Here is a 24,654-nt window from a genome sequence, read left to right as displayed (position 1 = left end):
AGTAATTTTACCTCGGCAGGGGTTTGACGGGATACTTTGTAAAGGATTTTTACAATTTGAAAGGCAGTGTCCCGAATTGTGTGTCTGAAGGATTTTTTCAGCATTTATGCTTAGAAAAGGAACCCTCTTTTTAGACTCACTTAATGGGACGTTCTAGCAAATTTTTCGCAAAACAAGGTTTAAGGCAGTTTTCTAAGTAGAGTTGTTCTTAGGATAATTTCCAGCAAAAGAGCAGCGAAGGCAGCAAGGGCGAAGGGCTGGAATTTCTCTGCATAGTTGTAGTATGCAACGGATTTGATTTCGGTTTCCTCGAGGCGGTCGATTTTCTCGTAAATTTCTCTTAGCTGCTTGGGGCTGTCGGCGCGGGCATAGAAGCCGCCGGTTTTGTCTGCGATTGAGTTGAGCAGTCTTTCATCTATTTTGGCTCTTGCGATATCAAAGATTGATCTTTGGGGCATATTTGAGCCTATCCCAACTGCATAAATCTTAATCCCCCATTTTTTTGCCAGCTCTGCGGCTTCTTCGGGCGTCCTCTCGCCGGCATTGTTCATCCCGTCTGTAAGAAGTACGATAACCTTGCTCTTAATCTCAAAATTATTGCTAACCTCCTGGCCGGTGAGCTTTTCGGAGGTTTCGGATATCTGTGTTTCAGCCTGCTGCAGGCGTGCTGCTGCAAGTGCCACTGCATCCCCAATAGCGGTGCCGTCTTCCTGCTTGTATTTCACCGTTTCAGACTGCTTTAGAAAATCGATCAGGATGTTGTGAGTGAGTACGAGCGGGCAGAGCGTATCTGGATACCTTGCGAAAGATACGAGTCCAATCATATCGCCCCTTCTGCCTTCAAGGTTCCCCTTGCCGCCTGTAATGAAATCTTCGATAACCATCTTCACAGTGTCGAATCGGCTTATCTTCTGCCCCTCATAAACCATCGGTTCGTTCATACTGCTGGAGCGGTCAACAACAAGCTGCATAGCAACTCCTTCAGTTGACACGTTCGAAAGCTCAGTACCCTCCCGCGGCCTTGCGGCCGCAAAAACAAGAAGTACAAGGCACGCAGCACGCAGAAAATCCGGCAGCCATGCCAGTCTCGTTCTCCAGCCTGTCCCGCAGCCGGAGAAAATGCTGATATCCGAATAGCTTATAAAGCTTTTCTGTTTCCCGCCCCTCAGCCTTTTCCAAACGAGGAGGAGAAACAAAACGCCAAACAGAAGGAAGGCAAGGGGGCTGTGAAATTCAAACATCTTCAGCCTCCAGCGGTTTGCCTATGGTTTTCGCATCTTTCTCTGGTACGAGGAAATTATAATCTTCGGTTGTTCGTATGAAATCCTTCGCCGAATCCATCATTTCTTCGGCCTGGTCAATCGAAGGTGAGAACCCGGCAAACTTCACCAGATCGGCCTTTTCAAGAAAGCTTTGCAGGGTTTTGTTCTGCACTGCGGAGAATATACCCCTCTCAGCGGCATCTTCGAGAAATTCCTCGGTAGTCATATCGGTTGCCGGGAGGCTGAAACGAACTTGAATATAGCTTCTCAAAAGATTGCTGAGGATATAAACATACTCCTTCATCTGCCCGTTTTGCGGGAGATTGCGGAATTTCAGCGCTTCGAGGAATTTGTAAGCGGATTTATGGGGAAGAACGTATTTAACCTCTTGCAAGGCATTCTTTTTCCGTTTTGAGATATAGAGCCATATCCCCGCAGCTGCAAGTGCAAGCCCTGCTGCCCCGGCTGCAACAGCAAGCTTGTTTATCGGCACCTCCGCAGGCTCTGGCTCGGGGCTTATCTTGTTAACGAGCTTTTCCGCTCCCTTGTTTTTTAGCGTGCTTTTCTCTTCATCTGAGAGAGCTGAAGACACCTCAAACTCTATCTTTCCGAATGGCTGCACCACTTCCTGATCTTCGAAATCCGTATAAACAAATTTGAACAAAACCTCAAAGCTTCCGGTCTGTTCGGGTTCAATCTCGTAAACGAGCCTTGAGCCAGATCTGGATTTTTCGTGGAGCGTTATTTTATCACTGCCGGGCTCAAGCTTCGCCCTGCTGATAACTTCCTCGCCTTTAGCTGAATATCCCACTTCCGCCTCAGCGCTGCTTCCGTAGGAGATTTGGGTTTTATCAATGGTGAGCGAGGCCTCTATCGTTTCGCTTGAGAGCTTCAGCTCGGCGGCAAAACAGGCAAACCCTGCGATAAGTATTGCAAAAAAAGCCCTTCTGATCATCTGCGTTTTCTCCGCATATGAAAGAATTTGATAAAATCGTTGATGTACGGCTCGCCTGTTTCCACGTTTATAAAATCGATTTTTGCCCCTCTGAGCTCTGTCTGGAGCTCTTCGTTTCTCCTTTGAGACATTTCTTCAAACCTTCTTCGAAGCCCCTTGTCTGAGCAGTCAACTGTGATTGTCTTGCCGGTTTCGAGGTCTTGAAGGTCTATAAGCCCCGCTGCGGGGAGCCTCTTTTCCATCCTGTCCTGAACGCATATCCCCACAACATCATGCCTTCTCTTTAGCAGGCTAAGCGGACGGATGTAGCTGTCTTCTGCGGAGGGCAGGGGGAAATCCGAGATGAGGAAAACGGTGGCGCGTTTCTTGGCGATCTTGCCAACATAATCCACAGCGGATGATATATCCGTTCCCACTCCCTCGCCTGAGAAGCTCAGGATCTCGCGTATTATTCGAAGAACGTGCTTTCTGCCCTTCCTCGGCGGGACAAAAAGCTCGATTCTGTCTGAGAACATCAGCAGCCCCACCTTATCATTGTTCCTCGTGGCAGCGAATGCAAGCACAGCGGAAATCTCAGCGGCCAGCTCGTTCTTCTTGCGGTGATTAGTGCCGAATTCTCCGGAAGCGCTAACGTCCACAGCGAGGATCACCGTGTTCTCGCGTTCCTCCACAAACCGCTTCACATACGGCTTCAATTCCCTTGCAGTTACATTCCAGTCTATATCCCGAACATCATCGCCCGGGACGTATTCACGTACGTCCTCAAACTGAATTCCGCGCCCTTTGAATACGCTTTCATATTCGCCAGCGAAGCTTGCGCTTACAAGGTGCGAGGTGTAGAACTGAATCCGCTTTATTTTTGCTGTGAGGTCTTTATCTAACATAGCTGATACCGCTAAAAAGCCGGCTGCGGTGTTCCTTACGGCACTTCCACATTATCGAATATCATCTTCACCACATCCTCGCTGGTGATCTCCTGCGCCTCGGCCTCATAGCTTACGATGATCCTGTGCCGCAGTACGTCCATCCCGATGGTTTTTACATCCTGCGGGGTTACGTATCCTCTGCCCTTGAGGAAGGCCTGAGCTCGGGCTGCAAGGGCAAGGGCGATTGTAGCCCTCGGGGAGGAGCCGAAATTGATCAGTGAAGCGAGGTCTGCGTTGATAACAGATGGGTGGCGTGTGGTATGAACCACCTCCACGATATAATCCTTCACCTTCTGGTCTATGTATATCTGCGAGATCACCTCTCTGAGCTGGAATATCGAATCGGGCGAGATCACTGAATTGATCGCCTCTGCGGCCTTCGGGTTTGTTTTGAGATCGAGGATCTGCCGTTCTTGTTCTTTTGTGGGATAACCCACGCTTATCTTAAGCATAAACCTGTCGAGCTGGGCTTCAGGGAGCGGGTACGTACCTTCCTGCTCGATCGGATTCTGCGTGGCGAGAACGAGGAACGGCTGTGGGAGCTGATAAGTTTCGTCGCCTATGGTAACCTGCTTTTCCTGCATCGCCTCCAGAAGGGCGCTCTGCACCTTGGCCGGAGCCCTGTTGATTTCATCTGCAAGGATTATATTCGCAAATACAGGCCCTTTGCGGGTGTAAAACTGCCCGTCAGACTGCCTGTAAATCTGCGTTCCGGTTAGGTCTGCTGGGAGAAGGTCGGGAGTGAACTGTATCCTCCTGAAATCGGCCTTAATCGCCTGCGAAAGAGCGGTAACTGCGGTGGTTTTGGCAAGCCCGGGTACACCTTCAAGCAGTATATGCCCGTCGCAGAGGATTGCTATAAGCATCCTCTCCAGCATATACCTCTGCCCGATAACCGCCTTTGAAGCCTCCGAAAGAAGAGGCTCTATAATACTGCTTTTTTCCTCGATTTGAGCATTGATTTTATCAATATCAACCGGCATCTGTAAATCTCCGTTAGAATTAATTTTTGAGCTGAAAGCACGGGCAGAATTATATTTCAGCTCTTGTTTAATGCAAGCACAGCTAAGGCGTTTGCAGGGTTAAACAGATGCCGGTCGTCTGAGAATATTTAGAATTTAAGCTTCAAATCGAGCTGTAAACGGTCGTAGCTGAGCTCAGGCTCTGATATTTCGCCTGTGATAAATGCCGCTGCCAGCGAAACATTTTTGTTGAGGGCGTATTTGGCCTGTATTTTGTGGCCGTCCCCGCCTAATCTCCCGCCGAGGAAGTCTGAGTCTGTAAATGCGCTCATCGCCGCATCCGCCTCTACGTCGCGGTAGTTGTAGCTGAGGGCCATATCGCCCTTCTTCTTTGCCCTGCCAAACTCAACGCCCGCAAGCCAGCCTGTATCCTCCTCTACGTCCGAGGCGGTGTTGAGAACGTAGTCGCCGAACAGCGTTACGGGAAATTCTGTGGGCAGGCTTATCTCCGCAAAAGCCTCGAAGAGGTTGTAGTCGTAGATGTATTTTTCGATGCCTGCGTCTGTGAAGGTGGAGTTCCCGCCACTGTTGTTTACCGTGTAAAACGTTTTTGAGCCCTCAACGTTGCCGTAATCGAAGTATCCAGCGCCTGCCAAAAGCCCAGTTTCACCTATTTTGGTTTCGAATCCTGCCTGCATACCGAAGAGGTCCTGATCAACATCGCTGCTGTTTTCTTCAACCCACATGCCGCCTGCATTTGCGAAAATCCTCGCTTCGCCGAGATTGCCGCTGTATTTGATTGCAGCCCCCTCGGGATTTACATCGCTGTCCCATAGAAGCTGGCTTCCGCCCGGACGGAAAAACGGGTTGGATGTTTTACCGAGATTAAGCTCCCAGCTTTCTGAAGGCCGCCATTTCATGTAAGCCCTGTCCAGCCAGAAATCCTTGCTCGCAAAACCCCCGTCTAAAGACTGATTCGCAGAGGTGGGATCGTCGCTCCCGCTTGCAAGACGCATATGATAGCTTATCTGATCGGTAATAATCGCCTTCAGGCTGATTCTCGCCCTTATTCTGTTGCGGTCTCTGTTGTCTTTGCCTTCGGCATTGATATTTTCATAGCGGTAGCGGAAATCTCCGCTGAGCTCCAAATCTCTCGCCCAGGCGAAGCTTTCTTCAATTTCTGCTGTCTTCTCCTGCTGAGCTTGCTGGGAGCTTTCAATTTTGCTGAGCCTTTCCTTCAGGCTAGCTATCTCCTCACGGAGCATCTCGATCTCTTCGGCACTTCCTGAAGCGAATCCGCTGCTCAGTATCACTGCACAAAAAGCGGCCGCTGCGAGCTTAGTCTTAATCTGCATTTCGTTAAACCTTTCTGATGTTTGCTTAAAATTAGGAAATTATTAAGTTTATAATTGCAGATTGTTAGGCTGTAATTTGGATATTGTTAGCAAATAGTTAGAATCGCAAATATTTCGCTAACTCAAGCCTAACTCCGATGGAAGTTTGATAAATTTGCTGCCGCCTGCCGGCCTTTGCTCTGCTTGAGCTTGAAGAAAGGGTAAGATTTGATTTGTAGCCTAAGGTCTTCCACTTTTAGGCTATAATTGTATTTTGAAACTTTTAGAGAGGAGTGCTGCCAAAGATGCGCATTGAAAAAGCGGGCAAGCTCAGCTCACCCGCTTTGCATTCTGATTTTCAAGCATCAAGCCTGATTTACAGCATAGAAGCCATCTTGCTCATAAGATCTGCTGCGCGGTTTGAGTAGCCCCATTCGTTGTCGTACCATGAGATTACCTTCACCATATTGCCGTCGATAACCATTGTGCTCAGAGCATCGAAGATGCTTGAGTGCGGATCGCCGACGATATCGCTTGATACGATCGGGTCTTCGCAGTAAGCCATAACGCCCTTCATTGGGCCATCAGCAGCCGCTTTAACAGCAGCATTCACGTCTTCAGCAGTAACGTCTTTGCCGAGCTCTACTGTAAGGTCAACGCATGAGCCGTCGATTACCGGAACACGCATAGCTCCGCCGTTGAGTTTGCCGTTGAGATCAGGGATAACCTTGCCTACAGCAACTGCAGCGCCTGTTGTGGTGGGGATGATGTTGTCTGCTGCAGCGCGAGCCCTGCGGAGGTCTTTGTGGATCATATCGCCAACGTTCTGGTCGTTGGTGTATGCGTGGATAGTTGTCATAAGGCCTCTCTTGATGCCGAAGCTGTCGTTGAGAACCTTAGCTACCGGTGCAAGGCAGTTTGTTGTGCAGCTTGCGTTTGATGCGCAGTCGATGTCTTTTGTGAGGTCTGAGTCGTTTACGCCCAGAACGATTGTCCCGTCGATCTCATCCTTAGCTGGTACAGAAAGAACAACTTTCTTAGCACCGGCCTTGATGTGGTCGCCGTAGCCGCCTTTCGGGCCTTCTTTTGTGCGGAAGATGCCTGTAGATTCAAGAACGATATCTACGCCCATCTCTTTCCATGGGAGTTCAGAAGGGCTCTTAACAGCAGTAACCTTGATGTCCTTGCCGTTTACAACAAGCCCATCTCCGCTTACTGAAACTTCACCTTCCCATTTGCCCATAACTGTATCATATTTGAACAGGTGAGCAAGAGCCTTGGGGTCTGCAAGATCGTTGATAGCTACCAGATCAAGACCGAGGTCTTTGTTCTGGAGGATAACACGAGCTACAGCTCTTCCGATTCGACCGAAACCATTGATCGCAACCTTTGTTGCCATAGTTCAATCTCCTATAATATTAAACGTTAAATATATACGTATATACGCACTTCGGAACGTACTACAAACTCAGGCAAGTTTATTTAAATAGAATTAATAGTCAAGCAAATAATAGCTCCAGGAGGTTTGAGGCGAGAGGCAATATTTTTTTGCAAAGCTATATTAAAGCCGAATCTATCCGCTTGTTCTGTCCGCCTTCGGCGGACTCCACGTGCGGCTCTGATTGTCGTTAGTACTACGCAGCGATTTCACGATACTAATGTTTAAACCGAGCCACGCATGTAGTCCGCCTGCGGCGGACGAAATAAGTGGACAAAAAATTTGTCGCACACAGGTTTGAAGCGAGGGAGTTCTTTAGGGTATTATCCCAATTTTTATTTTTAAGAGAGTATTTTTTGGTTTAAACTTTTTTTTATTGTATACAATTGGAGTAAGGCCTTGAAGTAAAGGCTTTGTTTATCTTAAGAACAGCCGCTGGCCTTATCCAGTATGTAACTAAAAAAGGTTTTCAGCGGGCAAAATTGAAAGGTTGGATTATGTTTATTAAAGATTCTAACGAAAAAAGTATTCTCAAAAGTGTGTTTGCTCTTGTTGCATTTATTCTGCTGGTGTCTTACGCAAATGCAGAGTATGTGATGATTGATGACTTCAGCGAGGGGAACGTAACCAAAACAAGCCAGGGTAATCAGTCCGAGTGGAGCAATAATGGTTTAAACGTTCTGGGCGGAGTAAGAGATGGAAGCGTTGGCTGCGAATCTTCAGAGGCAGATGGCAGATCAACTGCCAATATATCAAACGGCCTATTTGCAGTTACTACAAACCATAAAGCAGCCCCAAGCATTTATCTAAGCTACGACGGCCTTGCCGGATGGGGAAATCACCTTGATGATGATCCGTTCAATGATTCGCTATCCCCCTCGCAAGACTTAACAGCAGGCGGGGCAGATGCATTCAGCATTGAATTTGTACACGCTGATGAAGGAGATTCAGGGGTTGCTTTTTTCAATGATGTGCTCCTGACTGTAAAAATGGAAGGTCAGAGCAGCCTTTATCAGTACAATGCAAATACAGAAGCGAATTCATGGATGGATACAAACTACAATTTGATAAGCGAGAGCAATCCAATGGCTTTCGAAGTTGAATTCGCCAAACTGGGCAACGGCACAAGCACCGATATAGACATGGCGAAGGTGGAAGCGGTTGGCCTGCATATCTGCTCAGAAAACTACGACCTCGAATACACGTTAAACAGCTTCAGCACTGTACCCGAGCCGGCAACACTCGCTCTGCTCGGCAGCGGTCTGATTATGCTCAGAAGAAAACGCAGATAATTGATTCAGCAGTTCCACAAAATGGCGGAAACTTGAGCTCCGCTTCTGTGTGCCGCAAGCTTTCTTTGTCTGTAAACCTTGGTTTCTCCAGAAGGTGTTTTCCCAAGTGTGTATCGGGATAAATGAAGTCTGCGTGTAATCACTATAACATTATAAAGCCGGCTGGAATTGCCGGCTTCGGTATATATGCAGGGAAGATGTAAATTTCAGCTGTTACCGAGATTGTCCATTAGGGTTTTCTGTCCATATAAGCTCATAAGATTATCAAGCAGTACTATTGCGGTGTAGTTTTCAGCCACCGGCCATATTCTCCCTACGATTGTGGGATCTCTTCTTGTGATAGCCGAGAGCTTTGTGTTCTTAAGGGTGTATTTATCGATCGTATGCTGGTCTTTGTCAATTGTGGGTGTTGGTTTTATAGCGAGCCTTGCAATGAGGTTCTGTCCGCTTGAGATTCCGCCTGTGATTCCGCCGGCGTTGTTTGAATCGAACACTACCTTGCCGTTTTCGCTTCTGATTTGGTCGTTGCACTGGTGGCCTGTCATATCCTTGGCCTTGAATCCTGCTCCAATCTCAACTCCCTTAACAGCTCCGATTCCGAGCATCTTGCCCAGCTCCGCATCGAGTTTGCTGAATACCGGCTCGCCGAGGCCTGTGGGCATTCCGGTAGCTGCCACTTCCACAATCCCGCCGGAGGAATCACCGGTTTTGGTGATTTTTCCGCACGCCTCAACCATCTCGCAGGCTGCTTTGTAGTCCGGGCAGCAGAGGATATGGTGCACATCGTATTCGGATTTGATTTTTTCAGGCTCCATCTCTTCCCCGTCAGCCCTGATCTTGTCTATTTCATTTTCCACCTCTGCTAAAACGGCCATTTTCTCGAGAAACCGCATCTCTGTGCGTATTCGCTGTTTTTCGTAGATCTGCTGGTAGAATGGGTCGTAGTTTTTGCGCATTTCTTTGTATCGCTGCGTAAACTGGTAAATATCTTCGTAATCCATCTCCGGACACTGCACTCCCGCAGCCTCACGTACAAAGGAGAATACATTTATCCCCAGCTCACCGAGAATCTTCTTGGCCACATATCCCGCCGCTACGATTGTGGAGGTGTAGCGGCCGCTGAATATGCCCGCTCCGATAGCATCATCGGACTGGCCGTATTTCATAAACGTTGCGTAGGATGCGTGTCCCGGGCGGGGCGTTCTGTTGGTATCCTGATACTGCTTTATATGTATGAAGTGCCTGTCGAGGTTTGGGATAAGAATAGTAAGCGGCGTTGCGTTCGTGAGGAAAGCGTTGCCTGCCCCTTCCACTGTATCTGCGCTGTTTATACCGCTGTAAATTATCGGCAGGTCAGGCTCTTTTCGAGGGCTTGAGAGCTCATCTGCCCCGGGCTTTCTTAGAAGGAGGTCGCCGTAGATTTCTTTTTCGGTGATTTTCATTCCGGGCGGGCAGCCGTGAATCATAGATGTAAGCCCGTCCTGATAAGAACCCCCTGCAACGCTAACCTGAAAATTTCTTCCTGTATGGCATCCAAGCATTTCATTACTCCAATATATAAGATAATAATCTTTCCCTAAAATTACGCTATGCTTTTAATAAACCTCTCAGATTATAAGTTTTTTTAAGTTACTGTAAACAGAAACGTATCGTGGTTATAGCGGCCATTAACTGAAGGAGTAACCTTTATTTGCGTCATAAAAATGTTTGCTTTCGGCTTTATGCAGGTTATGATGATACGTGTTATGATGTAGTATAACCAATTACGGAGAAAAAATGGGAAAACCGGTGAATATTATATTCCTTTTTCTCGTCTTTTTGGCAGCCGCCGCTCAGGCCGATGATTATGAAATAGGTGTGCTTGCAAAACGGGGGGATGCCAAATGTCTGGAGAGATGGTCTGCCACGGGCGGGTATCTCAGTGATCAATTCGAGTCAGATTCTTTCGGAATAGTTCCTTTAGATTTTAATGAAATTGAGGAAGCTGTTAAAAGCGGACAGGTGGATTTCGTTCTGGCAAATCCAGCTGTGTATGTAAATCTGGAATACAATTATCACGTTAAAAGATTGGCCACACTCGTAAACAAAAGCCCTGCGGGAAACATAAACAGCTTTGCCGGCATTGTTTTCTGCCTTAAAGACAAAAGCTTTGAAAGATTTCGAGACTTAAAAGGCCTTCACATTGCCGCTGTTGACAGGAATTCCTTTGGAGGATGGCTTGCTGTAAAACGAGAGCTTGTGGCTGACGGCCTTGATGTGCCCGGGGATTTCAGCTCGCTGAGCTTCACAGGCAGCCATGATAAAGTTGTCTATTCTGTTCAGCAGGGTTCTGCAGATGCAGGGATTGTTCGAAGCAACAGTCTGGAGCGGCTTGCGGCTGAGGGAAAAATAAATCTTGACGATTTTAAGATAGTTGAATCTTGCACAAACGAAGATCTTCCGTTCCTTCATTCCACTGAAACTTATCCTGAATGGCCTTTCTCAGCACTTGAACATATCCCTGCAACTGTTTCCAAGCGGGTTACGGTTGCTCTTTTGAATATGCCGGAAGGGCATAATGCTGCCGTTCAGGCTAATATCGGCGGATGGACAGTACCAAGCCATTACAAATCAGTTCGTGAATGCCTCAGAGAGATCAGATATAAGCCTTATGAAATGCACGGGAAAGTTACTCTCGCGCAGGTCTTTAAGAATTTTAGAAATTCAATATTTTTCATTCTCTTTGCAGGTCTTGTTCTTGGTCTTGTATTTGTTTGGCTTGTGCTTTTAAACAGGAAGCTGCATTTATCAACTGCTTCTAAAGAGAAGGAAATAAGGGCAAGAGAAAACGCGGAAAAACAGCTCAAGGAGGCAAACCGTGCCAAGGAGAGATTCCTTGCAAATATGAGCCACGAAATAAGAACTCCGATGAATTCAATTATAGGATTCTGCGATCTTTTGAGGGAATTTAACCTGCCCGGAGAGGCAAGAAGCTATGTTGAAAAGATAAGCATCAGCGGCGAATCTCTTCTTGAGCTTATAAATGATATACTCGATTTCTCTAAAATCGAAGCGGGAAGAATGAAGGTTGATGTAAACGAATTTTCTCTTGGCCGGCTTCTCAATAATGTGGAATCAATCATTTATCAGAAGGTTAAAGAGAAGAAGCTTGAATTCGGCATCATTGAAAACGGCGCAATCCCTGCCAATATAGTTTCAGATCAGCACAGGCTGAATCAGTGCCTGATAAATCTTTGCAGCAATGCGGTTAAATTCACCAACTCCGGCCATGTTCATATAATCGTCTCAACGTTCAGGAAAAACGGCGATGACTGGATCTCTTTCGCAGTAGAAGATACTGGGGTTGGTATAAGCAATGATAAATTGGAGCATATCTTCGACCCATTCACTCAGGCCGAGGAATCTACAGCCAGAAAGTACGGGGGTACTGGGCTTGGGCTGAGCGTAACATCGAAACTCGCAGGCCTTCTGGGTGGAGAGCTCAAATGCAGCAGTGAGCCAGGGCTCGGCAGCACGTTCACCCTTTCAATACCTGCTGGGTTGGATGTTAATTCGCAGGCGAGGATGGACAGGCTCAATCTGAAAGAGGCCTCATACGAAAATCATCAGCAGCTTACTAACCAGTTCTCCGGCAGCATACTTGTGGCAGAAGACAGCCCAACAAATCAGATGCTTATAAGGATTTACCTCGAAAAGATGGGGCTTGATGTAGATGTTGCCGAGAACGGGCAGCTTGCAGTTGATATGGCTATGAAAAAGTCTTACAGGCTCATATTTATGGATGTACAGATGCCTGAGATGGATGGATGCGAGGCAGCACAGAGGCTCCGCAAGCAAAACTGGAACGGCCCGATAATAGCTCTAACGGCCAACGCTATGAAAGGCGACAGAGAGAAATGTCTCGCCGCAGGCTGCGATTACTACCTTTCAAAGCCCATAGACAGAATTAAGCTTATTAGCGCTTTGGAGCAGTATTTAGGTGATGATGATTCGCCGCAATCAGAAACTAAAGAGGAAAATTCTGATGATACTGCCGGCCTTATAGAAAGATTTATCAAAAAATGCGGCGATGAGGGAATGGCAAAGCAGCTTGCAGGCGTGTTTTTAGAGGACGGCTATCTATGCTTAGATAAGATAAAACAGGCCGTTGACGAGAACAATCAAAAGGATCTGGAGCTTTATTCACACCGTCTTAAAAGCTCTGCAAGGCATGTGGCAGCGGAAAAACTGTCTAATCTGTGCCTCGAATTGGAACTCTGCGGGAGAAACGGAGAGACAGAAAAGGCCCGTTCGCTCTTGCCGAAACTTGAAAGCCTCTATTCTCAAATTTCCGATTGTTTAAGAGAATTTCTCAACTGAAAAAAATATTATGTAAAAATCAGCATCTCTAGGATATCTACAATTCACTATACTGAAAACTATTTCTAATCCCGTCTATTAAGAGGTTTAATTAGATGAGCAAGTTTTATTTTTGTGCATTTGCTGTCCTTTTGACTGCTTCAGCGGTCTTTTGCGGAGAAATCATAGTTAATTCTGGCGATGAAAGCAGGAGCAGTTTTCCTGCCCCTTCAGCTGCCTTTGAAGAATTTGATGACGGCTTCCTGCCAAAGTTTGAAGGCGGGTCGTACATTAACGCCCCGGGCGAGCCCCAGATTCCATGGAAAGCTGTTACGCTTCTGGTTGAGCCGGATGCTGATATGTCCAGCATAACTGCATCTGGTGAAGTGGTTTACAGCGAACTGGAGGGCGATTACAGCATAGTTCCCGCCCCGCCTATGGCCTCTTCTGCAGGCAATGACTACAACTGGCCTGAGGGCAGCGATATAGAAAACCGAAGAGATCAGAATATATACCAGCGAGATGCGGTTTTCCCCGAAGAGGATGTTCGTATTACAGCGAAGGGCAAGCTTCGTGAATGGAAGCTTGTTGAGATTTCTATTCCTGCTGTTAAATATAACCCCGTTACAGGCAAGGTGAGTGTTATTGCCGGCGGGAGATACAGCGTTGACTGGATCAATGCTCCGCAGACTCTCAGCGAATCGGGCTTCGACGGCTCGGGCGGTCCGAGAGTGAAAAAGCTTGCGGCAAATTTCGACGAGCTAAGTCCTGACTATGACGCCCAGATCCCGCCTTCTGAACTTAGCAAATTTTCAGAACCCGTGAAAACAAGCAGCTATGAAACCCTTGACGGGCCGGGCTATGCGATAGTAACGGTTGACCAGATTCACGAGGACAGCGAGGTTCTCGATGATTTTATTGCGCATAAAGAATCAATGGGTTTTACTGTTCACCTTATCAAGGAGGCTCAGTACGGAGATACAGAAAAGGGGCGTCCCCGTTTTGATGCGATAAGGCAGTATCTTGCGGATAACTACCTTTCCCTTGACTTGCAGTATGTGCTTTTGATCGGCAGGCCAGAGCCGGCTACGGGAAATGTTCCTATGCTGATGTATGATGATAACATTGATAAATTTACGCCAGAAGATCCGAGCGATGATATCCCAACAGATTACTTTTATTCCAATCTGAATGTTCAAGACTTACAAAATGAAGATGATATTTATTGGGAGTTATCTGTAGGGCGCATTCCGTATTACAAGGTGCCCGCAGATTTAGACCATATCCTCCAGAAGACAATAGATTATGAAAATGCCCAAGATACCGACTGGAGGGCGAAAGTGCTCACGCCGGTTGTCCCGCTGGATGATAAAACGCCTGTATATCAGTTTGGCGAGCAGGTAATGGAGAATCTTGCCGAGCCGGAGGGATTCGATACTGTAAGAGTTTATGAAGAAGACTACGGCTGCATTTCTCCGCCGGAGTTTCTCAAGGATGAGAAGAAAGGCTGGAAGGTTTGGAGAGATGAGCCTGCAGGGCTTGTATTATGGCAAACCCACGGCAGCAAGACTTCTGCAGGCGGGATTATCGGAACATGGAACGTTCCCTCGCTCGACGACAGCAAACCCGGTGCAACATGGCAGATGTCTTGCCAGAATGCTTGGCCGGAGAACAGCGGAAATCTTGCATATACAATCCTTAAACACGGCGGAATAAATACTGTCGGCGGATCGAGGAATCTTTACTACCATCCAGGCGAAAGGGATTATACCGATCGAAATGATAATGTATATCAATACGGCAAAAATGTTCTTTCCGGCATGAGCTGCGGTATCTCCAAAGATGATTCTCTTAGGTATGGTATAGAAGCTAATCAGAAAAGAACAACGATGTATGGCGATCCATCTGTTGTAGTTTACTCTGACCTGCCGGATATGATGATAACGCCCGTTGAAGATGTATGGGTAAGAGCAGGGGAGTACGGTTCAGGGATAAGTTTCAGCTTAATGAATACCACAGAGGATAACAACACTTTCGACTGGTTCTCAGAGGGGACAGTGGAATATACTCTTATGAATACCTCTGATGCCGCCTACAACTGGACAGCCCAGTCCGACCAGAGCTGGCTCAACCTTAACAATACTTCCGGCACTGTAGATGCAGGCGGGGATTTTGTTCTCAGCGCCAGCCTTGATTCAAATGCTCCTCAGATGAGCGAGGGCGGGATATACTACGCTGTTGTAACAATAACAGATACAACAAACAACAAGACCTCAGAGAGAAAAATAAGAGTTGACATGCAGGAGCCTGCTCTTGTTGGCCACTGGAAATTCGATGAAAACAGCGGCGCCTTAGCTGCTGATTCCGGCACAGGCGATAATGATGCTGTTTTGAATAATATGGATACCGTAAACTGCTGGACACAAGGCTTCTACAAAGGCGCCGTCGAACTTGACGGCACAGACGACTTTGCCGATATAACAGGCTTAGAGCTTTACAGCACGGATACAGTTACCATAACTTCATGGATAAGGCCCACAGGCGTAAACTCAGGGGTAAAAGGTATCCTGATGAACCGTAACGGCAATGCAATTGGTATGCACTTATCGGGCAACCAGCTCAGGTATCACTGGGACGGTCAGGGCAGCTGGGATCAGAATACCGGCCTCAATCTCGCTCAGGATGAGTGGTCATTTGGTGCAGTGGTCATTGAGCCGGATAAGGCAACGCTCTACAAATACACCGCTTCCGGCGGCTGGGAGAGCTGGGTAAACACAAGAGAGCACACCCCCAACACCTTTAATGGAAGGACTGTAATCGGACGCGATGATATGGAAGACAGATTCTTTGAAGGGCAGCTTGATGATACGCGTATCTACAACTATTCGCTTAACTATGATCAGATAAAATCTGCGGCTTTGAGCAATATCGCAGTTAATCCTGATCCGGAAAACGGCTTCCAGAATGCTGAGCTCAATGTTGAGCTCAAATGGGAATGCCCGCTGCCCGGCGAGGCATACGATGTTTATCTTTCGCCCAGCGAAAGCGAAGTGCAAAACGCTGGGCTCAGCTCAGACTGCTATCTGGGAAGAGTCAGCGGAATGAGTTTCCCTGTGCCTGAAAGGCTCTCGCCTTTTGTTGATTATTACTGGCGCGTAGATACTGTTGAAGATGGTCAGCCTACGGTTCAGGGCACGGTTTGGAATTTCAAAACCAACGACAAACTGCGTTTCTACCTCGAAGCAGAAGATGCAGATACGTTAAGCTATCCGATGGTTGTTATTCAGGATGAAAGCGCTTCCGGCGGGGCATATGTTACCCCCGCTGCAGGAACAGGAAGCACCGCCGCTCCGCCTGAGGAAGGCTGGGCTGAGTACGATTTCAGCGTTGAAAGCGAAGGCGAAGTTAAATTCGTGCTTACTGTTCGCCCGACAGAAACAGGCGGCTCTACTGCAGATAACGATGCCTTCTGGATTGACATAACAGGCGACGATGAGCAGCCGGAACTATGGGAAAGCAATGCAGATTCGCTTTACTGGGATGTTATGCTTTGCAAATCCAAAGTGCTCAGCCCGGGAGATTATACATTCAGAGTCGGCGCGGCCGAAGACGGCTTCCATCTGGACAAGGTGAGAATTGTATATGCCGGCGTAGGCGATTCAACTGCTCCGCCTGCTGTTACAGGCTTTGATGTTCAGGTTAGCGGTTCAAGCGTTTCGCTGGGCTGGGACAGCTCACCTGCACCCGATCTTGACCAATACAGAATCTATAAATCCAGCAGTCCGGATGAAGGCTTCTCTTTCTTTGCCGGCGGATTCAAGGTTACATCCGTGATTGATTATCTTTCAACCTCCGGCGAACACGCTTATTATTATATCGAGGCTGTTGATACAAGCGGGAATGTTTCGCCCCAGTCTGAAATCGTTTCTACTGTTTACTCATACGGCGGAGGCGAGGGAACTGCTAAAAACCCATACATATTAGAAAATGCTCAGCATATTCAGGAGCTGTCAATGCGGGCAGCAGATTACGATAAGAGCTTCATTCTCGCAAATGATATAGACTGCGGCAGTATTTCCGGCTTTTCTCCAATAGGGTCTCAAGAGGCTGCCTTCGAAGGTACATTTAACGGACAGGGCAGCAGGCTCTACGGCCTTCAGTATGATGCGGGCTACAGCGATAACATTGGCTTCTTCGGAAAAATCGGCTCAGGCGGGGAAGTGAAAAATCTGGCATTGGATGTTTACTTCCAGTCTTCAGGCGGGAGCGTTGCAGGGATATTGGCTGGAATTAACCAAGGCGCAATAGATTCCTGCGTGGTAAGGGGAGTGGTTTCTCAGCCTTACAGTACCGTAGGCGGTATTGCAGGCCTCAATCAGGGCATAATTTCCAACTGCAGGGTTGATGCTTTTCTTTTTGCTGTGCAAGATGCTGGCGGAATAACAGCAGACAACACCGGCGGCCTTATTCAAAACTGCCTCTTTGCCGGCAGCCTGAATGCTTCTAACACTTACGGAATTGCAGGTGCCGGAGCAGCGGAAAATGTTGACGCCAGCTTCTACGGAACTGAATCTTCCGGCGCAGCCCAAAGCTTTGGAGGCGAGGGCAGGCTTGATTCCGAGCTCACCGAAAAAGCTACTTATTCCGCATGGGATTTCGCCTGCACAGATTCAGACGGCACGAACGATAAATGGTATCTCTGCACTGGATGCGGGGAAATGCCGATTCTTGAATGGCAGCGGGATGGTTTAGATTTCCTCTGCCCCGAAGGGGTTGGGATTACAGAATTCGGCGTATTCGCATCAAGCTGGATGCTTTCCGGAAGCTCGCCGGAGTTTGAACCAGATTTCGATTTAAACTCAGATGGAATCATAGATGAGTCAGACCTCGTAATTCTCGCTGACTACTGGCTCACAAGCGGGCAGTAGAGATAGCGGATGTAGCTTGAAAGCTGCGCAATGTTAAGGGCAAAGCAGAATCAAAGGCCTGCCTGAAAAGCTGAGTGAAGTTCTGCATTGCCCTTTTGTTTTTCGTTTCAAAAGAATTTTTACACTTGATCACAGACTGCCGCGTCTGAGGAATTCTTTGAGCATCGGCCGAATATTCTTCACGGCGTTTGCCCTGTGCGATATTTTATTCTTCTCTTCTCTTTCCAGCTCCGCCACGCTCTTTCCTCTCTCGGGAAGGTAGAATATTGGGTCGTAGCCGAAGCCGCCGCTGCCCCTTTTTTCGCGTAGTATCATCCCGGGGAGGAATCCTTCAGCTTCCAGAATCGGTTTTTCCGAATCTGCAAGGCATAGTGAGCTAACAAATCTTGCTGAGCGATTCTCCTCCGGAACATCCTCCATCAGCCTCAGCACCTTCTTGATATTCTCCTCATCTATGCGGAATGCATCGCTGCTGTGGTCTTTATGGGCTCCGGAGAATCTTGCGCTGTTTATCCCGGGTTCTCCGCCTAGCGCATCAATCTCGAGGCCGGAATCATCTGCAAGCGTGAGAATTCCGGTTTGACGTGCATAACCAATAGCTTTTCTTGCAGCATTTTCTGCGAACGTCTTCCCGTCTTCTTCCACCTCTTCAGTTTCCGGAAAATCCTTCAGCGAGAGCCAGTTTATGCTGAACCCAGAGAGCAGAATCTCAAAATCTCTTATCTTGCCTGCATTAGTCGTTGCCAGAAGTATGTCCATCTTCCCTTCCTTCATATTCAATTATTTCAAGTTCATCCAGCGGCTCGCAATTGATTATCTGCTCGTAGTGTTTGGGGTTTATGAACGCCCCCTCGCGTGGGCCGGCGTGCTTTGCGAGCATTTTAACCGCAGCGAGGAATTTCTTTTCCGGTTTTGCGGCTGCTGGGGCAAAGCCGCCCAGTTCAGGTGCAAACTCAAACTGATACGCATGCAGAGTTAAGTTTTCCACCATCGGCCGCTCTGTTTTCTTTTGGCTTCTTCTGTACTTGCGTTTGAATTCCGATAAATACAGCGGCTTCGGATTCCCGTAGAGCGGGTCTATCGCCAGGGGCATACCCTCAAAATCCAAGTGCAGCCGGATTTGATCAGCCCTTGCGGTAAGAGGCCGAACAGCAAGCAGTGAGAGGTTGCCGAAATCGGCAATCTGCTGCCAAAGCGTAACAGCTTTCGCCTCGCTCTTCTCATTGATTTTCATCCTGCCCGGATCTTTCGCTCTTGAGATTCCCGTTTCGGTTCTCCCAACCCGTTCGGGAACATATCCATTCACTATTGCAAGGTAAACTGACGCTGAGGTGTTTTCCACGATTGAGCGGGCGAGGCGTTTGTGGAAATCCATATTCTTCGAAAGCACCACAACCCCGGGCACCTGCTTGCTCAAACGCGTGGCAGTGCGCAGCTTTTCGCCCGCCTGAACTTTCCCAGCAAGCAGCTCTGCTATGCTCCCCGCTCCGCTTCGGTCTTTGGTAACAGAAACCCCCGAAGGCTTATTCACCGCTGCAAAGTCGGATGTATCCTGCAGTATCTCTATTGTGTGTTTCTCGGGCAAAATCAAACTCCGCTTGCTAATCCTTCTTCAGCCTGTAAACCTTGAAATCGGAATATTTCACCTTTGTCCATTTGAGCTGTCGGAAGGCAATCTTGCCTGCTGTGGGCAGCTTGCCGAAACGCTCTTCATCCTCTTGATAATCCACTATCACCCATCCGTCCACAGCGAGCTGAATCTGCCCGCCCGCACGCATAAGGGTAATTTTATGCACTTCATTAGACTTCGAATCTATCCCGGGTATGCCCAAATCAGCGAGGTATCTGCCTGAGTTCAGCCTCAGATACGAGGCATTCCTTGATGCCCCCAGAGGCATATCCGAATAATACGAAAGCGAGTATAGATCAATATCGCCGTTGGTGTAATCCTCGCTCCTTCCGGTTCTGAAATCAACGCTCGCATCATACACGTCCTTGCCGTTCTGTCCTCTTGCAGCGAAAAACACCAGACATGCCCCGTTTTCGCTGAGCACCTGAGCATTCCACTCTGCAAGAAAATTCGGCGGGAAATTCGCCCAGCACCAGAACGTAATGTGCCCTGTGGCGAAATCAAAATCTTTCACGGACGATTCGAGCACAAGTCCGTCTTTGCGGAAATTTATCTGCGCAGGCCCTTCTGCCACCCATCCCCTCACGTCTTTTGGAGCCCGCAGGGGGGAGCTGAAGATCAGTTCCTTTTCTATGTCTTCAGAGCCGAAATAGCCCAGCAGTGAGAATTTCCGCGTTGGGATTATCCCGAGATAATCATCCATTTGCCCTCTGTTCTGCTGCTCTATGTAATGATCGATTGCAGATTCCTCGATAACCTTGTCATACAGCCTGCATTCGGAAACAGCAATCTGTGATGTGTTGATGATGAGCTTTTTGCCTCCTTCGCTGTCGAGCTGTTTCAGCCGGCGGGATTTCCTCAGATACGGTGTTCCGTTTATATAGCAGTTGAAAATTCCGTCCCCTGCATCCCATACAAAAGCAAAATGCATCCACTCCTCTCCCGGTATCTCCGGGAGAAGAATGTGCATATCGTTCAGGCGGCTTGTGCCGTTCTCCCATGAAAAGCGGAAGTCCAGCTTGTTTGCCGATCTTGCAAGATCGAACTTGAACAGCTTATCCACCGCTGCAATCTCGTATGTATTCTCCGGCTCGCCCTCGCCCGTACGCATCGTTTTATGCGGGCGAATCCAAATCATAAACGTACCTTCTTCAGAAATCGGCACGTTCAAATCGCCCGAGAAATACAGACTCGTTTCCTTGGCCTTCAGCGCTTTTGAACCGTTCATCGGGCCATCAAGGATATCGTAGCTCACAAAATCCGACACATCCGCCCGTTCGGTATCGGAGAGGCCTTTGGAATTAACCGCATCCTGCGTTAGCCAGATTTTAGCCTCATACCCCATACTTGCCCCGCAGGCAAGCATAAAAATCAAAAGTTTAACAGCTTTCATTGAGCTCCTTTCGCAAAGCTTATTCAATCTCATCCCTCCCGAGGATCGCATCCGAGAGAATCGAATTATTCGAAAATTCAATGCTGCTCCCTGCCGGCAAACCTCTCGCAAGGCGGGTGATTCTGATGCTGCTGTCCCGCAGGAGGCTGGTAACATAGAGCGATGTGGCATCTCCCTCCACAGTGGGGTTGGTTGCCATCACAAGCTCCCTGATTTCCCCTTGCCGTATTCTGCTTATCAGCTTGTCTATCGTGAGGTCTTCCGGCTCAATGCCCTCCAGCGGGGCGATATGCCCCCCCAGCACGTGATACGTCCATTTGCATATCCCAGTTTTCTCGAGGCTGATTAGGTCTTTCGGCTGCTCCACAACGCACACCGTCGATTTGTCCCGCGAGGGATCTTGGCAGATTGGGCATACATCCTCTTCCGAATAGCTGCAGCATACCCTGCACTGCTTTATCTTCGTTTTTACATCGCTCACAGCCCTTGCAAGCTCCATCGCCTCGGCCTTATCGGATTTGAGCACGTGAAAAGCAAGCCTTTCCGCTGTTTTTCTGCCTATCCCGGGCAGCTCCGCAAACTTCTCAATCAGATTATTCAGAGCTTTCGTATAGGCGGGGTTTGTGGTGTTGTTTTCGGGCAATTCTAAAACCTCGCTTCTTATTGATTTTTCGGCCTTGATATCCCAATAATCTGAGCGTTAAAGGTGTTGAGTATCTTCTGCACTCCCGGGTCCTTCATGGCCTGTTTCTGGTCTTTGAGGCTGCTCTTCGCCCCTTTGGGTTTGTTTGCAGGTTCTCCGCTCGTTTCCTGCTGCTTTACCTTAACAGCAACGCTCGCCCCGAGGATCTTCGAGAACACCTTCTCAGCATCCTGAGCCTTCGCTTGAAGCAGTCTGCCTGTTATCCCAGTTTTGGCAAGCAAAACGAGATTCCCGTTTTCAAAGCTCTCCGGCTCGGCATTGCTCAGATTCGCCCCGAGACTCATATTAACCTTCGCTGTTTCCCGAACAACATCCTCCCAGCGGGCTTTCAGCTCTTCGAGATTCTCGCATCTGACGTTCTCTGCCTCTTCGAGCTTCTCACCAGCGGAGCTCTTCTCAGCGAAGGCCTTTTTCAGGCTCGGCTTACGTGCGCCGGCGGGTTTGCCCTGCATTGCTGAGTTTTTTTTTCCGCCTCCGCCGCCGGCCATCTGCCGGGCAAGGGTCTGCACGTTGATAAAATGCTCGCTCAGCGTTAGCCGGATAAGAGCCGCCTCAAGGATTGCCCTTGGGTTGTCAGATTTCTTCACAGCCCCGCGCATCCGCTCCAGCGTGGTAACCGCATACACAAGCGAGGCAATATCAAATTTCGCCGCAATCCGCTCGGTCTGCTCGGCCTCGGCGGCCGTCTGCACGATAAGCGAATTTTTCGCTCCGGCGCTTGCGGTTATCATCAGGTCTCGGAAGCTGTCTATCAGGCTGTCGGTAACTTGCTCAGGGCTCATCCCCTTCTTCAGCAGCTCATCGCATACCTTCAGCACCTCCGGCGCATCCGAATCGCCCATAAGCTCTGTCATACGTGATATCTCTGCCCGTCCGGGCTCGCCGAGGGTGTTCTCAAGCACCTCCAGTGTGAGGTTCTTTTCGCCAGTGCTGAGAACCTGATCCAGCAGGCTCAGCGCATCACGCATAGAGCCGTTGGCAAGGCGGGATAGGGCAACGGCAAAATCATCCTCGCAGCCAATCCCCTCAGATTCCAAAACCATCTTCACCTGCTGCTGGATGGTTTGCGGATCAATAGAGCGGAAATCAAACCTCTGACAGCGCGATTGTATCGTAGGGAGCACCTTATTCGGCTCGGTGGTGGCGAAGATAAACTTCACATGCGCCGGCGGCTCCTCCAGAATCTTCAGAAGCGCATTAAACGCCCCCGTGCTGAGCATATGAATCTCATCGATGATGTATATCTTATACCGCCCCCTCGCAGGCCGATACATCGCATTCTGACGCAGGTCGCGGATGTTTTCAACGCCGTTGTTGCTCGCCCCGTCGATCTCGATTACGTCTATATCATCGCCAGAATTGATCGCCACGCAGCTCTCGCATTCGCAGCAGGGATCGGTTGTGGGCGCATCAACGCTCTGGCAGTTCAGAGCCTTCGCCAAAACGCGGGCCATCGTCGTTTTCCCTACACCGCGTGTGCCGCAGAATAGGTACGCATGCGCAACACGCTCCGAAAGGATCGCATTCTTGATTGTATGGGATATTGCATCCTGCCCAGCTATATCTTCAAACCGCTGGGAGCGGTATCTTCTTGCAAGTACTGTGTAAGCCATAAACCACCGTTTAGATGTTTGATTCTCCGGCGGCATATTATACTGCTTCAGCTTTTTTTCTCAATCCGCAATTTTCGTTTCAATCCACGCCCCCCGTGAGGGGAGCGACGTGAAGGTTTCCGCCGTTTTTCCATATAGGTCTGTTTCAATCCACGCCCCCCGTGAGGGGAGCGACAAACAACTTTGATTTTTCGGACGTAGACTATTTTGTTTCAATCCACGCCCCCCGTGAGGGGAGCGACCCTACAAAATTGTAGTCTTTACTCAATACGATTGTTTCAATCCACGCCCCCCGTGAGGGGAGCGACAGCAATAAGCGAGGGATACGCTACTCTTTCAAAGTTTCAATCCACGCCCCCCGTGAGGGGAGCGACGCTATTGCGGGCAGCAGCTTCCTGATGGTATGCTTGTTTCAATCCACGCCCCCCGTGAGGGGAGCGACGCTACCGCAACTTTCGCTTCGCTGTTCAACACAAGGTTTCAATCCACGCCCCCCGTGAGGGGAGCGACGCTACCGCAACTTTCGCTTCGCTGTTCAACACAAGGTTTCAATCCACGCCCCCCGTGAGGGGAGCGACGCAGTAACTGCGTCTTGATAATCGTCAATAGATGTGTTTCAATCCACGCCCCCCGTGAGGGGAGCGACTGGATACCCCTGCTTTGTGAACATTCCGGGCAGGTTTCAATCCACGCCCCCCGTGAGGGGAGCGACGTCTTCGATTGCGTTAATAGAAACGCAATACCTGTTTCAATCCACGCCCCCCGTGAGGGGAGCGACGCAGAAGTCTAAGACCGCACATACCGCACAAGGTGTTTCAATCCACGCCCCCCGTGAGGGGAGCGACCCGCTCAAGCCGTTACCTTTAAGCAAGGCGGCGGGTTTCAATCCACGCCCCCCGTGAGGGGAGCGACTAGTAATATACCTTGCGCAATATGCAGCACTTTCGTTTCAATCCACGCCCCCCGTGAGGGGAGCGACTACGGCCTGATCTGCTGCTGCTTTCTCACTAATAGTTTCAATCCACGCCCCCCGTGAGGGGAGCGACTACGGCCTGATCTGCTGCTGCTTTCTCACTAATAGTTTCAATCCACGCCCCCCGTGAGGGGAGCGACTGTCCAAGTCATCAGCAATAACTGCTGAGGTGTGTTTCAATCCACGCCCCCCGTGAGGGGAGCGACGTTGACACGGGATACCAGTTACTGACTGGGGATGTTTCAATCCACGCCCCCCGTGAGGGGAGCGACCTGACAAAGCGGCTGCCAATTATCTTTGTTCCAGAACGTTTCAATCCACGCCCCCCGTGAGGGGAGCGACCTGATAAAGAAAACGAAAAACGAAAGGGAACAAGTTTCAATCCACGCCCCCCGTGAGGGGAGCGACAAGCTTGCTTGCCAACGACACCTTGACGATTTAAAGTTTCAATCCACGCCCCCCGTGAGGGGAGCGACAAGGAACGTGGAAAACCGTTGACGAAAAAGAATCGTTTCAATCCACGCCCCCCGTGAGGGGAGCGACAAGGAACGTGGAAAACCGTTGACGAAAAAGAATCGTTTCAATCCACGCCCCCCGTGAGGGGAGCGACCACCGGTTACAGTGTAGCTCACCCCGTCATAGGTGTTTCAATCCACGCCCCCCGTGAGGGGAGCGACAGCATAGTTCCGCCCGTTGTCCTGCTAACACGTTTCAATCCACGCCCCCCGTGAGGGGAGCGACCAATGCAATGTTTCCTTTTCGTTTGATTCATATAGTTTCAATCCACGCCCCCCGTGAGGGGAGCGACAAAATGAGCTGAATAACCTATAACGAAAGGGAATAGTTTCAATCCACGCCCCCCGTGAGGGGAGCGACAAAAAATATTGGTAATCGGAAAGGAAAAAAA

The 24,654-nt window shown here is 49.0% G+C and carries 15 protein-coding genes and 1 CRISPR repeat array (1 of these 16 only partly in view); of the genes, 3 read left to right on the top strand and 12 right to left on the bottom strand.

Annotated features, from left to right (window positions below):
* Positions 1–179: 179 nt before the first annotated feature.
* The 6 genes from STSP1_RS05375 to gap all read right to left on the bottom strand — a co-directional run bounded on the left by STSP1_RS05375 (position 180) and on the right by gap (position 6,838).
* Positions 180–1,241, bottom strand: a complete 1,062-nt coding sequence (locus STSP1_RS05375) for a vWA domain-containing protein (protein ID WP_085755367.1) — start codon at positions 1,239–1,241, stop codon at positions 180–182.
* A complete protein-coding gene (locus tag STSP1_RS05370; protein ID WP_085755366.1) occupies positions 1,234–2,217 on the bottom strand; it encodes a hypothetical protein in 984 nt (327 codons plus the stop codon). The genes STSP1_RS05375 and STSP1_RS05370 overlap by 8 nt, the downstream gene beginning before the upstream one ends.
* A complete protein-coding gene (locus tag STSP1_RS05365) occupies positions 2,214–3,101 on the bottom strand; it encodes a DUF58 domain-containing protein (protein WP_085755365.1) in 888 nt (295 codons plus the stop codon). Before STSP1_RS05365 ends, STSP1_RS05370 begins: the two co-directional genes overlap by 4 nt.
* A 35-nt stretch (positions 3,102–3,136) precedes the next feature.
* Positions 3,137–4,126: an AAA family ATPase gene (locus STSP1_RS05360; protein WP_085755364.1), complete on the bottom strand. Its 990-nt coding sequence runs from the start codon at positions 4,124–4,126 to the stop codon at positions 3,137–3,139.
* 128 nt (positions 4,127–4,254) lie between these two features.
* The gene (locus STSP1_RS05355) at positions 4,255–5,460 is read right to left on the bottom strand and encodes a putative porin (RefSeq protein ID WP_085755363.1); all 1,206 of its coding nucleotides are present in this window, start codon (positions 5,458–5,460) and stop codon (positions 4,255–4,257) included.
* A gap of 355 nt (positions 5,461–5,815) precedes the next feature.
* Positions 5,816–6,838, bottom strand: coding sequence for a type I glyceraldehyde-3-phosphate dehydrogenase (gene gap / locus STSP1_RS05350; protein WP_085755362.1), 1,023 nt, complete (start codon positions 6,836–6,838; stop codon positions 5,816–5,818).
* 536 nt (positions 6,839–7,374) lie between these two features.
* On the opposite strand from gap, the gene STSP1_RS05345 reads away from it, so the two are divergent.
* Complete coding sequence (locus STSP1_RS05345) at positions 7,375–8,169, top strand: PEP-CTERM sorting domain-containing protein (protein ID WP_085755361.1); 795 nt, start codon at positions 7,375–7,377, stop codon at positions 8,167–8,169.
* Positions 8,170–8,375: 206 nt separating this feature from the next.
* On the opposite strand, the gene STSP1_RS05340 is transcribed toward STSP1_RS05345, so the two are convergent.
* Positions 8,376–9,710: a chorismate synthase gene (locus STSP1_RS05340; protein ID WP_085755360.1), complete on the bottom strand. Its 1,335-nt coding sequence runs from the start codon at positions 9,708–9,710 to the stop codon at positions 8,376–8,378.
* Between the two features lie 235 nt (positions 9,711–9,945).
* On the opposite strand from STSP1_RS05340, the gene STSP1_RS05335 reads away from it, so the two are divergent.
* The gene (locus STSP1_RS05335; RefSeq protein WP_085755359.1) at positions 9,946–12,528 is read left to right on the top strand and encodes a PhnD/SsuA/transferrin family substrate-binding protein; all 2,583 of its coding nucleotides are present in this window, start codon (positions 9,946–9,948) and stop codon (positions 12,526–12,528) included.
* A gap of 95 nt (positions 12,529–12,623) precedes the next feature.
* Positions 12,624–17,435: a LamG-like jellyroll fold domain-containing protein gene (locus STSP1_RS05330; RefSeq protein WP_085755358.1), complete on the top strand. Its 4,812-nt coding sequence runs from the start codon at positions 12,624–12,626 to the stop codon at positions 17,433–17,435.
* A gap of 129 nt (positions 17,436–17,564) precedes the next feature.
* On the opposite strand, the gene rdgB is transcribed toward STSP1_RS05330, so the two are convergent.
* Genes rdgB through dnaX form a run of 5 tightly spaced genes read right to left on the bottom strand, consistent with a single transcriptional unit; the run spans position 17,565 to position 22,774 of the window.
* Positions 17,565–18,194: an RdgB/HAM1 family non-canonical purine NTP pyrophosphatase gene (gene rdgB / locus STSP1_RS05325; RefSeq protein ID WP_085755357.1), complete on the bottom strand. Its 630-nt coding sequence runs from the start codon at positions 18,192–18,194 to the stop codon at positions 17,565–17,567.
* Positions 18,169–19,020: a pseudouridine synthase gene (locus STSP1_RS05320; protein WP_161491619.1), complete on the bottom strand. Its 852-nt coding sequence runs from the start codon at positions 19,018–19,020 to the stop codon at positions 18,169–18,171. The genes rdgB and STSP1_RS05320 overlap by 26 nt, the downstream gene beginning before the upstream one ends.
* Positions 19,021–19,036: 16 nt before the next feature.
* On the bottom strand, positions 19,037–20,458 hold the full coding sequence (locus tag STSP1_RS05315) for a DUF1961 family protein (protein WP_161491618.1): 1,422 nt from the start codon (positions 20,456–20,458) through the stop codon (positions 19,037–19,039).
* A gap of 19 nt (positions 20,459–20,477) precedes the next feature.
* The gene (recR, locus tag STSP1_RS05310; protein ID WP_085755354.1) at positions 20,478–21,101 is read right to left on the bottom strand and encodes a recombination mediator RecR; all 624 of its coding nucleotides are present in this window, start codon (positions 21,099–21,101) and stop codon (positions 20,478–20,480) included.
* A gap of 17 nt (positions 21,102–21,118) precedes the next feature.
* Entirely contained in the window at positions 21,119–22,774 is a 1,656-nt protein-coding gene (gene dnaX / locus STSP1_RS05305) for a DNA polymerase III subunit gamma/tau (protein WP_161491617.1), read from the bottom strand.
* Between the two features lie 76 nt (positions 22,775–22,850).
* Positions 22,851–24,654: a CRISPR direct-repeat array (repeat unit 33 nt; unit sequence GTTTCAATCCACGCCCCCCGTGAGGGGAGCGAC); it runs 102 nt beyond the window's last position.

Source organism: Sedimentisphaera salicampi (genome assembly GCF_002117005.1).
In the GTDB taxonomy this organism is placed as follows: domain Bacteria; phylum Planctomycetota; class Phycisphaerae; order Sedimentisphaerales; family Sedimentisphaeraceae; genus Sedimentisphaera; species Sedimentisphaera salicampi.
This window is presented reverse-complemented; position numbering and strand designations above follow the sequence as displayed.

Excerpts from the sequence above, each read along its gene's own strand:
- STSP1_RS05370 (WP_085755366.1), bottom strand. The coding sequence starts at position 2,217 with ATGATCAGAAGGGCTTTTTTTGCAATACTTATCGCAGGGTTTGCCTGT.
- STSP1_RS05330 (WP_085755358.1), top strand. The coding sequence starts at position 12,624 with ATGAGCAAGTTTTATTTTTGTGCATTTGCTGTCCTTTTGACTGCTTCA.
- STSP1_RS05365 (WP_085755365.1), bottom strand. The coding sequence starts at position 3,101 with ATGTTAGATAAAGACCTCACAGCAAAAATAAAGCGGATTCAGTTCTAC.
- STSP1_RS05340 (WP_085755360.1), bottom strand. The coding sequence starts at position 9,710 with ATGCTTGGATGCCATACAGGAAGAAATTTTCAGGTTAGCGTTGCAGGG.
- STSP1_RS05375 (WP_085755367.1), bottom strand. The coding sequence starts at position 1,241 with ATGTTTGAATTTCACAGCCCCCTTGCCTTCCTTCTGTTTGGCGTTTTG.
- rdgB (WP_085755357.1), bottom strand. The coding sequence starts at position 18,194 with ATGGACATACTTCTGGCAACGACTAATGCAGGCAAGATAAGAGATTTT.
- STSP1_RS05315 (WP_161491618.1), bottom strand. The coding sequence starts at position 20,458 with ATGAAAGCTGTTAAACTTTTGATTTTTATGCTTGCCTGCGGGGCAAGT.
- STSP1_RS05335 (WP_085755359.1), top strand. The coding sequence starts at position 9,946 with ATGGGAAAACCGGTGAATATTATATTCCTTTTTCTCGTCTTTTTGGCA.
- gap (WP_085755362.1), bottom strand. The coding sequence starts at position 6,838 with ATGGCAACAAAGGTTGCGATCAATGGTTTCGGTCGAATCGGAAGAGCT.
- STSP1_RS05355 (WP_085755363.1), bottom strand. The coding sequence starts at position 5,460 with ATGCAGATTAAGACTAAGCTCGCAGCGGCCGCTTTTTGTGCAGTGATA.
- STSP1_RS05345 (WP_085755361.1), top strand. The coding sequence starts at position 7,375 with ATGTTTATTAAAGATTCTAACGAAAAAAGTATTCTCAAAAGTGTGTTT.
- STSP1_RS05360 (WP_085755364.1), bottom strand. The coding sequence starts at position 4,126 with ATGCCGGTTGATATTGATAAAATCAATGCTCAAATCGAGGAAAAAAGC.
- dnaX (WP_161491617.1), bottom strand. The coding sequence starts at position 22,774 with ATGGCTTACACAGTACTTGCAAGAAGATACCGCTCCCAGCGGTTTGAA.